This is a genomic window from Pseudomonas sp. MYb541 (genome assembly GCF_037479595.1).
GTDB lineage: Bacteria > Pseudomonadota > Gammaproteobacteria > Pseudomonadales > Pseudomonadaceae > Aquipseudomonas > Aquipseudomonas canadensis.
This window is the reverse complement of sequence record NZ_JBBGYS010000029.1, coordinates 20,380-34,529: the sequence shown is the minus strand read 5'-3', so window position 1 is coordinate 34,529 and position 14,150 is coordinate 20,380. Positions and strand designations below refer to the sequence as shown.

The 14,150-nt window shown below is 61.6% G+C and carries 13 protein-coding genes; 2 read left to right on the top strand and 11 right to left on the bottom strand.

Annotated elements, in window-relative coordinates; all coding sequences use genetic code 11:
• Positions 1-57: 57 nt before the first annotated feature.
• A complete protein-coding gene (locus tag WH299_RS18335; RefSeq protein WP_339550953.1) occupies positions 58-861 on the top strand; it encodes a SirB1 family protein in 804 nt (267 codons plus the stop codon).
• Here WH299_RS18335 and WH299_RS18330 read toward each other — a convergent pair.
• From WH299_RS18330 to hmgA, 4 genes are all read right to left on the bottom strand, one after another.
• Positions 858-2,225: an MFS transporter gene (locus WH299_RS18330; protein WP_122723894.1), complete on the bottom strand. Its 1,368-nt coding sequence runs from the start codon at positions 2,223-2,225 to the stop codon at positions 858-860. The two genes, WH299_RS18335 and WH299_RS18330, sit on opposite strands and share 4 nt — an antisense overlap.
• Before the next feature lie 75 nt (positions 2,226-2,300).
• The gene (gene maiA, locus WH299_RS18325; RefSeq protein ID WP_122723892.1) at positions 2,301-2,936 is read right to left on the bottom strand and encodes a maleylacetoacetate isomerase; all 636 of its coding nucleotides are present in this window, start codon (positions 2,934-2,936) and stop codon (positions 2,301-2,303) included.
• 12 nt (positions 2,937-2,948) lie between these two features.
• Positions 2,949-4,235, bottom strand: coding sequence for a fumarylacetoacetase (gene fahA / locus WH299_RS18320; RefSeq protein ID WP_122723890.1), 1,287 nt, complete (start codon positions 4,233-4,235; stop codon positions 2,949-2,951).
• 3 nt (positions 4,236-4,238) lie between these two features.
• Entirely contained in the window at positions 4,239-5,522 is a 1,284-nt protein-coding gene (gene hmgA / locus WH299_RS18315) for a homogentisate 1,2-dioxygenase (RefSeq protein WP_323623436.1), read from the bottom strand.
• 120 nt (positions 5,523-5,642) lie between these two features.
• On the opposite strand from hmgA, the gene WH299_RS18310 reads away from it, so the two are divergent.
• Complete coding sequence (locus WH299_RS18310) at positions 5,643-6,422, top strand: IclR family transcriptional regulator (RefSeq protein WP_028618956.1); 780 nt, start codon at positions 5,643-5,645, stop codon at positions 6,420-6,422.
• 1 nt (position 6,423) lies between these two features.
• Here the strand turns inward: WH299_RS18310 and dacB are convergent, their stop codons facing one another.
• The 7 genes from dacB to WH299_RS18275 all read right to left on the bottom strand — a co-directional run bounded on the left by dacB (position 6,424) and on the right by WH299_RS18275 (position 13,966).
• On the bottom strand, positions 6,424-7,869 hold the full coding sequence (gene dacB / locus WH299_RS18305; RefSeq protein WP_126570393.1) for a D-alanyl-D-alanine carboxypeptidase/D-alanyl-D-alanine endopeptidase: 1,446 nt from the start codon (positions 7,867-7,869) through the stop codon (positions 6,424-6,426).
• 51 nt (positions 7,870-7,920) lie between these two features.
• Positions 7,921-10,344 (bottom strand): TonB-dependent siderophore receptor, encoded by a 2,424-nt coding sequence (locus WH299_RS18300; RefSeq protein ID WP_339550952.1) that lies wholly within the window; start codon positions 10,342-10,344, stop codon positions 7,921-7,923.
• A 109-nt stretch (positions 10,345-10,453) separates the two neighbouring features.
• On the bottom strand, positions 10,454-11,389 hold the full coding sequence (locus WH299_RS18295; RefSeq protein ID WP_122723882.1) for a glutathione S-transferase family protein: 936 nt from the start codon (positions 11,387-11,389) through the stop codon (positions 10,454-10,456).
• Positions 11,390-11,464: 75 nt separating this feature from the next.
• Complete coding sequence (locus tag WH299_RS18290; protein ID WP_126570394.1) at positions 11,465-11,740, bottom strand: GIY-YIG nuclease family protein; 276 nt, start codon at positions 11,738-11,740, stop codon at positions 11,465-11,467.
• A 37-nt stretch (positions 11,741-11,777) separates the two neighbouring features.
• Positions 11,778-12,248 (bottom strand): nuclear transport factor 2 family protein, encoded by a 471-nt coding sequence (locus WH299_RS18285; protein ID WP_122723880.1) that lies wholly within the window; start codon positions 12,246-12,248, stop codon positions 11,778-11,780.
• Positions 12,249-12,340: 92 nt separating this feature from the next.
• Entirely contained in the window at positions 12,341-12,976 is a 636-nt protein-coding gene (locus tag WH299_RS18280) for a response regulator transcription factor (RefSeq protein ID WP_122723878.1), read from the bottom strand.
• Between the two features lie 186 nt (positions 12,977-13,162).
• Complete coding sequence (locus WH299_RS18275; protein WP_339550949.1) at positions 13,163-13,966, bottom strand: response regulator; 804 nt, start codon at positions 13,964-13,966, stop codon at positions 13,163-13,165.
• Positions 13,967-14,150 lie beyond the last annotated feature (184 nt).

Sequence of the window (14,150 nt, the reverse complement as noted above, 5' to 3'; positions counted from 1 at the left end):
GCCACTGGACGAAAATTCCCAGCAAGGCTAAAACGGGGGCATCTGCCGGAGAATGCAATGAATCCCCGCAAAGCCTTTGTCGCCTGCCTGGAACGCTCCCCACCCGCGCTGTTTGAAGCGGCGTTGTGGATTGCTGCCGAGCATGATCCGGCCGTGAAGCCCATGCAGATCCTGCAGGAACTGACCTTACTGCAACAACAGGTGAGCCTGGGTATGCCGCTGTTGCCGGCGGATGAACTGGGCCAGCCGCTGTTGCGGCGCTTGAATGACCTGGGATTTGCCCAGGATGAATTCACGCCCTTGCGCCCCGCCGCAGCCCTGCTGGACAAGGTCTTGCAGCGCAAGCGCGGGCAACCCCTGGCCATGGGGCTGATCGCCCTTGAGCTGGCGCGCCGCCTGGAGATCCCCATGGTCGGCGTGAATTTCCCCGGCCATTTCCTTTTAAGAGTCCCCGGCGCCGATCACCTGCTGGATCCCTGCGGCGGCCGGCGCCTCTACCCGAATGATTGCCGCGACCTGTTGCAGCGCCAATACGGCCCCAACCTCAAGTTGCAGGCCGATCACCTCCACACAGCCGACCCGCGTTCGATCCTGCAACGGTTGTCACGCAACTTGAGGCAATTGCACCTTTCCAACGACGCCCCACTCCAAGCACTGATTGACGCCGAACGCGTGCTGGAACTGGGCAACGCCAGCGCCGCCGATTACCTGGCACGGGCCAGCCTATATCAGCGCCTGGACTGCCCCAACGCCGAACGCTTCGACCTGGAACACGCGCTGATGCTCAGCGAAGATCCGATCCAACGCCTGCGCCTGACCGAACGCCTGGGCCACCTGCCGCCCAATTCAGTGGTGCATTAAGCCTGCGGCGCTTTGAGAATATCCCCGGACAGCGGGCTCTTCGGTCCTTCAGCACCCGGCGAACGCACCTGAATGATCAACAACGCCGCCATCACCGCCGGTATCGCGCAGAAAAAGAAAATCTGCTGCACCGGAATATGCATCGCCAGCAACATACTGCCAAACAGCGGCCCCAGGATTGAACCAAAACGCCCCACACCCAGCGCCCAGCCCGTTCCGGTGGCGCGCACGTGTGCCGGGTAGAAGTTACTGGCGAAGGCATTGAGGGTCAGTTGACCACCGATGATGCAAAACCCGGCCGCGAACACGCAGGCCACCAGGTAACGCGGGTTGTCATGGTTCAGGCCGAGCAGCATGGTGCACACCGCAGCCGCGGCCAGCACGCCGGACAACAGGCGCACTTTGCTTTTCAAGCGGTCGGCGAACCAGGCCATGCCGATGGCGCCCAAGGTGCCGGCGAACAGGAACATCGAGGTCACCAGATTGGCTTCTTTCAACGCCAAGCCACTTTCCAACAGCAGCGACGGCAACCAACTGATCATGAAATACAGCAGGATCAAGCTGACAAAAAAGGTCGCCCAGATCAGCAGCGTCGGGCGCGCGTAGCCGTTGCGAAACAGCTCTACCACCGTCAGTTTGCTGCCCTGCTCCTGCTGGTTTTCGGCCTCGGTCGCTGCCGGTGGTTGCCAGCCCGGCAGCATGCGTGACGTTACGCTCTGCAGCCGAGCATAGGGCGGCGCATCACGCAGCAAACGCGGCAAGGATTCCGGCAACAGCCACACCAGAAACGGGAACAACAGCAACGGCGTTACGCCCCCTGCCAGGAACACCGCCTGCCACCCGAAGCCATCAATGAATCCCGCCGCCACAAACCCGCCGGCCGCGCCGCCGAACGAGAAGCCACACGCCGCCAACGTCACCATCAACGTGCGCAGGCGCGGCGGCGAGTATTCCGACATCAAAGCCATCGCGCTGGGCATCGCGCCGCCCATGCCGATGCCGCAGATAAACCGGGCGGCCATCAGCGTGTTCAGCGAATTGGCAAATACCATCAGCACCGTAAGCGTGGCGTAGATCAGTACGCAGCCAAGCAGGATGCGGCGCACCCCGAACCGATCCGCCAGCGGCGTGACCAACAATGACCCCAAGGTCAGCCCCAGCAGGTTGGCGCTGAACACCGGGCCGAATGCAGCCTTCTCCAACCCCCAATCCTGGGCCAGCGCCGGCACCACGTAACCCAGCACCTGGGCGTCGTAGCCATCGGTCACCAGCAGCAGCGCCAGCAACAGGAGAATCAACCACTGATAACGCGACACCGGACGGGCGTCGAGTGCCGCGCGAAAGCTGGCAATCTGATTGTGCATCGCAAGGTACCTTTGATTTTATTTTTATGGTCTAGCGCAACTGTTTAGGAGCCGGCTTGCCGGCTCCTACAGGGGTCAGGGGGTGTCAGGTTGATTGGCGGGATGGGCCTTGATAAAGGCCGGATGCTGCGCGGCCAACGCCGCCACCCGCCCAATGCGCGGGTACGCCGCCAGCGGCACCTTGAAGCGCTCGGCCGCATACAGTTGCGGAATCAGGAAGGTGTCGGCCAACCCCGGCTGCTCGCCGAAGCAAAACCCTTGGTCGCCGATCAACTGCTCCACCGCGCCCAAGCCCTGGCTGATCCAGTGACCGATCCACTCCAGCAGTTGAGCCTCGTCATGCCCCCATTGGCGCAGCAAGTTCTGGGTGCTGGAGTTATGCAGCGGATGGATATCGCAGCCAATGATCGAGGCCACCGCGCGCTCATGGGCGCGGGTCGCCAGGTCTTTGGAGAGCAGCGGCACCTGTGGATAACGTTCATCCAGGTATTCGATGATCGCCGGCGACTGAATCAACAGCTCACCCTCCTCGGTACGCAAGGCCGGGACGCGACCTTGCGGGTTGATCGCCAGGTACTCAGGCTGGCGGTTGGCGCCGCCCGCCGGGACCAGCAGGTTGACCGGCACCGCGGTGAAATCCAGGCCCTTGAGGGCCAAGGCAATACGCACCCGGTACGACGCAGTGGAACGGTAGTAGGTGTAGAGTTCCATCGCCCTGCCCTCCTAGCGCGCCGCGATCACGGTGCCACGGCATTCGCCGAAACCGATGGAGGCAAAGCCTTCACGGTTGCAACGCGCGCGCAGGATGATTTCGTCGCCGTCTTCAAGGAACTTGCGCACTTCGCCGGACGGCAATTCAACGGCTTTTTTGCCGCCTTCAGTCATTTCCAGCAGGCTGCCGAATTGGCCGGTTTGCGGGCCGGACAAAGTCCCCGAACCAAACAGATCGCCTGCCTGCAATTGGCAACCGTTGACACTGTGGTGCGCCACCAATTGCGCAACCGTCCAGTACATATGCAGGCTGTTGCTCAGGGCCAGACGATGGGCCGGCAGGTTCTGCTCGCGCATGGCGGCGGTGGTGAGCAGCACTTCCAGCTCGATATCCAGGGCACCTGTGGCCTGGTCACGTTTATCCAACAGGTACGACAGCGGTTGCGGGTCGCCCTCAGGGCGCGCCGGTTGCGCTTTGCGGAACGGTTCCAGGGCTTCGGCCGTCACCACCCAAGGCGAGATGGTGGTGATGAAGCTTTTCGACAGGAACGGCCCCAACGGCTGATATTCCCAGGCCTGGATATCCCGTGCCGACCAGTCATTGAGCAGGCAGAAGCCGGCGATGTGATCGGCCGCGTCACCAATGGCAATCGAATCGCCCATCTCGTTGCCCTGGCCGATCCAGATGCCCAGCTCCAGTTCATAGTCCAAGCGTGCGCACGGACCGAAAGTAGGTTCGGTCTGCCCGGCCGGTAGAGTCTGGCCTTTGGGGCGGCGCACGTCGGTGCCTGAGGTACGAATGGTCGAAGCACGGCCATGGTAGCCAATTGGCACGTACTTGTAGTTGGGCAGCAAAGGATTGTCGGGACGAAACAGTTTGCCGACGTTTTGCGCGTGCTCGATGCCGACGTAGAAGTCGGTGTAGTCATTGATCCGCGCCGGTACATGCATCTGGCAATCGGCGGCGCGGTGCAGCACCTGCGCTTCACGGGTGTGCAGCTTGCTGCCTTCGGCCAGCAGTTCCAGCAGGCGCTCGCGCAAGGCCACGCGCGGGCCGCGGCCCAGTTCAAAAAAGGCGTTCAGTTGGCCACCGGCGGTCGCTTCGACGGCGCGACGGGCTTCACCGTCAAATTCATCGATGGCGGCGTGCAGATCCAGGATCGAGTCGCCAATCGCCACGCCAGCGCGTGGTGCCGAGCCGTTGATGCTGAACACGCCCAACGGCAGGTTTTGCAGAGGAAAATCGGTGTGACCATTGGCGGAGGCCACCCAGCTGCGGGTAAGTGTGGGCTGAGTCATGGGTTATCTCCGGTTCGGGTTGAAGGTGGCGGGCAGCGAGGCCCAGCACGCGTCATAAGTGGTTTGCAGTTGCGGGCAGTCCAGGGCGAACTGGGTGGGACGCAGCACTTGGCTGGTCTCGAACATGAAGGCCATGGTGTTGTCGATCTTGTGCGGCGCCAGCTCTACGTTGATGGCCTTGGTACAGGTCTCGCCGTCCGGGCCGTGGGCACTCATGCAGCTGTGCAGCGACGCGCCGCCGGGTAGGAAGCCTTCGGCCTTGGCGTCGTAGGCGCCCTGGATCAGGCCCATGTATTCGTTCATCAGGTTGCGGTGGAACCACGGCGGACGGAAGGTGTTCTCGGCCACCATCCAACGCGGCGGGAAGATCACGAAGTCGAGGTTGGCCAGGCCGTGGGTGCTGGTGGGCGAGGTCAGGACGGTGAAGATCGACGGGTCCGGGTGATCGAAACTCACGGTGCCAATGGTGTTGAAGCGGCGCAGGTCATATTTGTACGGCACGTTATTGCCGTGCCAGGCGACCACGTTGAGGGGTGAATGGTCCAGCTCGCAGGCCCAGAGTTCGCCGAGGAATTTCTGTACCAGCGTTGTCGGTTTCTTCTGATCTTCGTAGTGGGCGACCGGCGTCAGGAAGTCACGCGGATTGGCCAGGCCATTGCTGCCGATAGGGCCCAGGTCCGGCAGACGCAACGGGGCGCCGTGGTTCTCGGCGACATAACCACGCGCCTGAGCATCCAGCAGCTCGACGCGGAATTTGAGGCCGCGCGGCAGCACGACGATTTCCAGCGGCTCCACCTCCAGCACGCCCAATTCGGTGGCGATGCGCAGGCGACCTTGCTCGGGGACGATCAACAGTTCGCCATCAGCGTTGAAGAACACACGCTCCATGGAACGGTTGGCGCGATAGGTGTAGATGCTGATGCCTGAGGGCTTTTGCGCCGCCGAATTGGCGACCATGCCCACAAGCCCATCAATGAAATCCGTCGGTTCGCTCGGCAAATCCAACGGATTCCAGCGCAAGCGATTGGGCGTCACCGCCCCCAACGGCCCACCGGCCAATTGCCGCTCCAATTTGATGAAAGCAGGATGATTGGCCGACGGCTGAATGCGGTACAGCCAGGTGCGCCGGGCTTCACTGCGCACCATGGTAAACGCGGTGCCGGAGAACAGTTCGGTGTACAGCCCGTAGGGCGCTTTTTGCGGGGAGTTCTGGCCGACCGGCAGTGCGCCGGGCAAGGCTTCGCTGGCGAATTCATTGCCGAAGCCCGACAGGTATTCGAGGTTCATGGATCGTCCTCTGTAGGTCAGTTGTTTTTATCGTAATCCAGTTACGCATAACGTAATTTGATCACTATCGACCGTCAAGCTATAAAGACGCCCATTCATCTCTTGGATTCTCGCCCTTCCATGGAAAAGCCCCGCGACACCGGTAAACAGAAAGTCCGCTCGGCCGAAGTGGGCACCGATATCCTCAAGGCCCTGGCCGAGCTGTCCCCGGCCACTTCGCTGTCGCGCCTGGCTGAACACGTGCAGATGCCGGCGAGCAAGGTGCACCGCTACCTGCAGGCACTGATTGCATCGGGTTTCGCTGAACAGAACACCGCCACCAACCACTACGGGCTGGGCCGCGAAGCCTTGCGCGTGGGCCTGGCGGCGCTGGGCAGCATGGATGTGTTGAAGGTCGGCGCGATGCCCCTGGCGGAGCTGCGCGATGAGTTGAATGAAACCTGCTTCCTGGCGGTATGGGGCAACCAGGGCGCGACCGTAGTGCAGATCGAACCCGCCGTGCGCGCCGTCACGGTGGTGACGCAATTGGGTTCGGTGCTGCCGCTGCTCAGTTCGTCCACCGGGTTGGTGTTCAGCGCCTTTCTACCGTCGCGGGAAACCGTGGAGCTGCGTGAACGCGAAATCCAGGCTGGCATCGCCCATGCCCTGGCAGATGACCAGGCCTACGCCACCGCCTGCGAACAAATCCGCAACCGTGGCCTGCATTTTGTGCATGGTTTGTTGATGCCCGGCGTCGATGCGTTATCCGCGCCGGTCTTCAACGCCATCGGCCAAGTGGCGGCGGTGATGACCGTGGTCGGTCCCACCTCGTTGTTCCATGCCGACGAAGACGGCCCGGCAGCGCAGCACTTGCTGGCCGCGACCCGGGCCGTGAGCTGGCGCATGGGCTATCAGCCCTGAACTAGTCGTGCCACTGCACCAGGGCCAGCGCCACGCGGTTTTCCAGGGCGCGGATCGGTGCGGCGGTGCTCAGGTAATTGTTGCTGATCATTGAAAACACCAGGCGCCGGCCCTGGGCGTCGGTGATGTAGCCGCTCAACGACGACACACCGGCCATGGAGCCGGTCTTGGCGTGCAGGTTGTTTTCCGCCGCCGTTCCGCGCAGACGATAACGCAGGCTGCCGCCGCTCATGCGATCGGAGTTACCAGCGATTGGCAACGCGTTGTACCAGGCGTCGAACCAGGGCTGTTTGGCCGTCGCCAGCAGCAGGTCGGTGAGGTTCTGCGAGGACACCAGATTGCGCCGCGACAAGCCCGAACCATCGACCTGGCTCAGCGTCATCGGGTCCAAACCCTGGCGGCGCATGAAATCCGCCACTGCCGCGACACCCGCCTGCGCCGTCCCAGCATTGGACACCTTGCGGCCCATGGCCTTGAGCAAGGCTTCGGACATGTTGTTATTCGACAGCTTGAGCAGCGGCGTGATCAGTGCCTGCAAAGGCGCCGATTGATGCTCGGCCAATACCCTGGCTGTTACCGGGGTTACGCCGCCGATCACGCGTCGCCCCAGCACCTGAATGCCCTGCTGCGCCAGCGCCTGTTCAAACAGATTGGCCACCAGTTGCGTCGGCTCCCACACACTCACCCACTGCCGGCTTTGCTTGCCGGGCGCCAGCGCGCCGGTGAGTTGCAGCAGGTTGGTGCCGTGCTGGCGAGTGATGCCGTAATTGTTGCCGGGGCCGCTGACAGCGCGGTTGTTCAGTTGCACGTAGTCGGTGGACGGGCTCACCACCACGCTGACCGGTTGGCCAACCATGGCGGGCGCCTTTGCCGTGACCAGTAGCGTGCCCGCATCAAAATCCGTGTTAGGCGATACGGTCAGCGCGGAAATCTGCGCACCATAGTAGGTACTTTCGTCGTCCTGGGCCCAGTCCACGCCCAGGCGTTCGGCGTCGAAAAAGGTATCGTCAAATACCAAGTCGCCCTGGATCTGGCGCACGCCCTGGCCCGCAAGCTGTGCCGCCAATGTCTGGTAATCAGCGAATTGCGTGGTCGGATCGCCCAGGCCCTTGAGGTACAGATTGCCGGCGAGGCGCTCACCTTGCTGCGTGCCGTTGCTCAGCAGTTGCGTGGAGAAGCGGTATTGCGGCCCCAGTACATCCATCGCCGCTGCGGTGGTGAGCAACTTGAGATTGGAGGCGGGAATCAGGCGGGTTCGCGGGTTGTGTTGATAGAGCGTGCTACCGCTACGGGCATCACGCACCATCAGGGAAACAGTGGCGCCGTTGAGGGCCGGGTCAGCCAGGAGTTGCTCCAGGCTTGCCGGGGTGGAAGTCGGTGAAACACTCGCGCAACCACCCAGCAAAGCGCTCAAGCACAGCAGATGTAGCCATCGTCCAAAATGCATCAGTATCGTTTCCGCCAAGACATCAGTGGCGGCAACGCTACCATAAACCCCTTAGAACTCCAGGGTGCTGGACACCGACACCTGCCGCGCATCGCCCATGGACACAAACAAGCGGCTGGCCGCGGAGGTGTAGTAGACGCGGTCGAACATGTTCTTCACGTTGAGTTGGAACTTAACCTTTTGCCCATCGATCTTGGTGTCGTAGGTCGCAAAGGCATCCGCCACGGTGTAACCCGGCAAGGTGAAATCGTTGGCCGCATCGCCTGCACGTTCACCGACGTAACGCGCACCGGTGCCCACCCGCAACTGGTCGCCACCAAAGATGTTGCCGAAGTCATAAGCCACCGCCAGCGAACCGGTGTGCTTGGCAACGTTTTGCAGGCGGTTGCCTTGCAGGGTCGGGTCCTTGTCCTTGACGTCCAGTGCATCGGTGTAGGCGTAGCTGCCGATCAGGCTCACCTTGTCGGTCAACTGGCCGGTGGCGTCCAGTTCCAACCCACGGGAGCGCACCTGGCCGGCAATGCTGTAGACGGTGTTGGCGCCGGAGCCGACGGAGACCAGCACGTTGCGCTTGTCGATGTTGAACAGCGCCGCGCTGGCGGTGATGCGTCCCGGAATGTCGAGCTTGGCCCCCAGTTCCCAGGACTTGGATTCCTCGGGCGTCAGGTCGCCGGTCAAGGTGCTGCCATCGGCCAAGGCGGCGATGGTGGAGTTGGGTTTGAACGATTCGGTGTAGCTGCCGTAGAACGACAGTTCATCGGTGTAGCGATACACCAGGCCCGCACGCGGCACCCAGGCCTGGCCGTTGCCGTTGGTGTTAGCCTTGAACGGCACGCCTTTGCCGGCGTATTGGTCATACATCTGATAGCGCGCGCCGGCGACGAAAATCCACTGTTCGTTCAGGTGGATGGCGTCCTGGAAGAACAGCGAATCACTGCGCAGCAGGTCGGTCTGGGCGCTGTCAGCGGGGCTGACGGTAGTGCCCGCGACTTCATTGCCGTACACCGGATTGTTGTAGTTGAAGCTGGTGGCGCGTGAACTCTGACGAATCAGGTCGGCGCGGTAGATTTTGCGGTACTCATCATCCAGGCCGAACACCACATCGTTCTGCAGGCCGAACACATTGACCTTACCTTCCAGGCTCGCGGTGGCGAACCGGTCCGTGGTGATTGCCCCTTTGGTGCCGTCCATCTTGCGGGTCAGGGTACCATTGGTGTTCACCGCACTGACGCGCACTTGGCTGGCGTCGTAGGTCTCGCGGTTCCAGCTATAGCCGAAGTGGGCTTTCCAATCATCGTTCAGGTCGTGATCGGCTTCAAAACGGTACAGGTCGGAACGGCCTTCCATGTTGTTGAAGGGTTCATCCAGACGCCGTGTGGCCGGGATGTCCAGCGGGTGATTGGTCTTGGGATCGATGGCGGTGCCACGGTCGAACGGGGTGAGAAATTCGCGGTGTTCGTAGGCAAACAGCAATTGGGTGCTGTCGCCGTACCAGGCCAGGGACGGCGCGATCAGGCTCTCACGGTGAGTGCCAAAGTTACGCCAGTAGTCTTCGTCTTCATGGTCGACGATCAGACGATAGGCCAGGCCGCTGTCGCCAATCGGGCCGGTGGTGTCGAGGCTGCCGCCGCTGCCGTTCTTGCCATCGCCGAAGGTGGAGCCGCGTACGGTCAGGGCGGTGGACTGCACCAGTTCAGGCTTTTTACTGACGATGTTCACCACGCCACCCGGATCCTGGATGCCGTACAGCAGCGACGACGGGCCCTTGAGCACTTCGACGCGCTCCGCCGTGGCATTCAATGCACGCCCCTGCACGATGGGCATGCCGTCGCGCATGATCGAACCATTACGGTTGTCGCCAAAGCCGCGCAACATCACCGCGTCCTGGGTACTGGCCAAGGTGTTGGCCTGGGTGATACCGCTGACGTTGGCGAGGGCGTCATCCAGATTGCGCGGGGTCTGATCGCGCAGTACTTGGGCGGGCACCACGTTGACGGTCTGCGGGGTTTCCAGCAGCAGCGCGTGGGAGCGCATCACCGAACTGGTGGGCGGCGGCTGGTAGCTGGTGCTGTCCTGGGCCTGGCCGGCACCGCTGATGGTGGTAGCGCCGAGGTTGACCGCGCCTTCCGTCGGCAGCGGTTCAAGGGCCAGGGTGCGGGCATCGATCTGGCGGAAAGTGAAGCCACTGTTGCCCAGCAGGCGTTGCAGGGCCTGGTTTGCACTCATCTGCCCGCTGACTGCCGGGGCGCTGAGGCCGTAGGGCGCTTCGTCGGTGTAGATCACGCTGATGCCGGTGACCCGGCTGAAGTCGCTCAAGGCCTGGGGCAACGGTTTGGCCGCCAGGGCAAAGTTGAACTGGGCGCTCTGCTGCTCCTGCGCCTGCGCCATAGTCAGGGGCAGCAACGCCAGCCCCGATACCGCCAATACCGAGGCTCCCAGCCACTGTTTAACCCAACCGCCCGCCGTCGACTTCATGCTGTGAGAACCCGTGTAGAAAACGCTGTTAATGCGAATAGATCGCAGTTTCAAGCACTACACGGATGGGCGGTGGATTTACCTCACCTTAATTTGCAAATATTTTTGTTTATTGCGCCTGGATGCGAAAACCCATGCGTGGGAAATGCACATGCACGGTGCCGGCACGTTCGTCGCTGCGACGCAGGATCAGCTCTTCGCGTCCGGCAAACAGCAGTTCGCCCGCTACCGGGTCGGTGCCGTAGTCGGTGGCGCAAATGGTCACCTGCTGGCCAGCCTTGAAGCCGTTCAAGTCCTCAAAGACTTCTTCAGGCAGAACAGCCGGTGCCGCATTGCGCGATACGTCCAGGGCCTGATCGGCGCTCATCTGGGTGGATGTACCGTGGCCGAAACCCAGCACGCGATCCAGCCAAGCGGCGACGGCAGGATAGGCATCTACCAACGGCGACGTCACGGAAGAGCCTTTGAGGAACCACAGTGGGTGGGCCAGGGCAAAGTCGGCAATCGACGGCTCGCCGAACAGGAAATCCCCGGCCGGGTGCTGCAATTGCTGATTGATGCGATGGATGATCGTCGGCCATTGATGCTTGGCCTGCTCCAATTGCACACGGGTTGCGGTGCCGCCGCTGAACAACTTGCTGCGGTCAGCCACCAGCACCTGGATCATTTCCGGCGGCACCTTGGCGAATTTGACCGCCAGGGATTCTGGCTGGAACACCAGCGCCACGGCATGGGAAAACACCACCGAGTCCGCCCAGGCGGCGAAGGCTTGGGTGACCAGTTCAAGGCCTTGGGGGAACAGTGCTGGCGCAGACTTTTCCTGCTCCAGCCGACGGGCAATCAAGGCGGTGTCACAGTAGATATCCGCGCCGACTTGCAACACCGGCGTTTTGCGATAGCCGCCGGTCAGGGCGGTGAGGTCCGGCTTGGGCATCACCGGCGAGATATGCACCGAGCGCCAGGACAAACCCTTGAAACCCAGCAACAGGCGGGCTTTTTCAGCGAAGGGGGACTGCGGGTAGTGGTGGAGGATCAACTCAGACATGCCAGGCTCCGCTCTAGAAGTGAGCCGCTAGATTAGCCTGCAACACGCCGTTTGGGGACGATGGGACCCCATCAGTCAAATCAATGAACCGCTGGCCGCCAGGCACTCCTTGGCACTCTTTTTCAATTTCTTGATCAACCGCTCCTGACGCAACGCCTCACCCTTGCTCGCGCATTGCTCGGTGTACACCAGCGCCACGGCCGGGCTGGACAGGAAAAACCGCGCGCCCTTGCCGCTCTGGTGAGCAGCAAAGCGGCGCACCGGGTCATTGCTGATGCCGCAGTACAGCGAGCCATTGGCGGCGCGTACAAGGTAGACGAACCAGGGTTTGGGTTCAGAAGGATCAGTCACAGGTCGATTCGGCTAATACAGAAGAGCGCCAAGCTTATCAACGACTGGCCTGAAATGCCTTCAAACCACGCAATGCCTGGCCACGCACGGCGTTTTTCACCAGCGGCGTCCAACCCAACAGCAAGCCCTTGGTGCCCAGCGCCTGCCGCGACCAACGCCACAGATCGAAGCTGTCGTGGTGCTCGCAGATCTTGCCGTCGCGAAACACAAAGCGCGCCTGGATATCGTTGACCACCGTGTTGCCGGTAGCACTGAACAAGTACGTCGCCACCCAATGGGCACTGCCACTGCGCTCATCGCTGCGCACGTTGTCGAAGGTCAGGGAAAAGTCTTTGGCCCGCGTGGTCAGCATGCGCCACATGTCCCCGGCATCACGGCCGTGCAGTTCGCCAAACGCAGGGTCGCTGAACACCACATCGTCGGTGTAGCAGGCGGCCATGGCCTCGGCGTCCAGGCGCTGGAAGGCGCTGTAGAACTCAGTGATCAGGGCGTTATGGGCATCACTCATGGGCAGGCTCCGCGGGTGTCGAAAAGAGTAGGCGCACGATAAGCTGCCCGCGCCGCCAAGGCTACCGACATTCGCCACGCAAATAAGCGAGCTTACGGCACCATGCCACTACTGCGTGCGTAGGCGTACAAATCCACATCGGTGGAAATGCACAGCCGGCTCATCGCGGTACTTTTCTGCTTGCTGATGGTCGAGATACTGCGATTGACCCGTGCCGCGATCTGGCTGACGGTCATGCCGCTGGCGAGCATGCGCACCACTTCGCGCTCTTTGCCGGACAACTGCGGCTCGGCTTGCTGATCAAGGCTACCGGCCTCGTCCATTTGCTGGCGCAGGCACTCGCTGACAAACGTCTGGCCGCCACACACCGCCTTGATGGCCAGTGGCAACTCCCGGGCCGACGCACTTTTGGCAACGATGGCCCTGGCGCCTTGGGCAAACGACGCCCGCAGGGTGGCCACGCTGGCAAACATGGTGACCAGAATCACCGGCATCTGGGGATATTGACGATTCAGCAGGCCCAACAGTCCATAGCCGTCCGCCTGTTGATTGCCCGGCATGGCGAAGTCGGTCACCAGCACGTCGCAGGGTTGGTGCGCCATCAACTCCAACAGTTGATCGGGGCCATCTGCCTCGCCCACTACCTTGCATTTGCCATTGGCCTCGATCACCACTTTCTGCCCGACCCGCACAATAGGATGATCGTCAGCGATAATTACACGGAGCATGGGAACCACCTGGATTACCAGTTGAGTTGCCGCACGTTACCGCTAGTGGCTTTCAGCCACAACCGTCGCTGGCCGTCGTTTTCCACCACGGTCCAGCAATCAATGAGCCTCAGGTTAAGGCCCACAAAACAAACAGAACTTGCCTACCCTTAAAGACTACATAAAGATCAGAAACGTCCTGCAAATCTACAGCGAAGACAAGTACCTCACGTAGCTGTGAATGTCCTCGAGCAGCAAACCGAGTGAGCATGCGTGTCGCGCTACCCCTTCTCGCGTCACCGCATCAATCACTCGCGCACCTCGGGTTTCCAGGGAGTCGGCGCCTAGAAACGCAACGCTTCCAATCAAACGATGCAAATGCTGTGCGGTGGCGCAGGCATCCCTTGTGCGCCGGGCTTCGGTCAGCACGGCGAGGTCCACTTGCGCTTCCCGAACCAGGGTCTGCAACAGTTGTTCAACCGTGGTTACGCTGCCGAAGGTTTCGAGCAGGCTCGCGCGCGTCGGCCATTGCGCTGCGGCCGCGGGCCGGTAAGGTCGGACGCTGAGGGGTAACCAATCGGTAAGAACGTCGCGTAGTTGTTCGAAGGTCACGGGCTTGAGTAACCAGGCGTCGATACCGGCTGCCACGCACCGCTGTATCTGCTCTGGCCCAAGGGTGGCCGTAAAGGCAATGATCGGCACACGGGCAGTACCGGCCAGGCGTTCGTTGCGCCGCACTTGCCGGGTCATGGCGTAGCCGTCCATGACGGGCATCTGGCAGTCGGTCAGCACCAGGTCGATGCGCTGGCGCTCCATGAGCGCCAACCCCGCCTGGCCGTCGTCCACCACCACAAACCCGAGCGCCAGCTTATGCAGGATCCATCCGAGTAAAATTCGGTAGGCCGGATGATCCTCCACCACCAATACCGTCAACCTTTGCCAGTTCACAGGCACCACGCGTGACGAAGACGCGCGATCGGCATTCTCGTCGGGTGGATTACCCGGCTGCATGTTCACCTCGACTGTTCGGCACAACGAACGGAGAGACAGGCTCGCCACCTCACCGGGCGCACCTTGCGAGTGAGCTACGCCGACGAATCATTTGAATGGCTTACTACGCAAAAAACACAATGAAAATAGTTAAATGCAGGTTTTTTGACGATACAAAAACTACGAAAAAACCATTTCTCCTAGA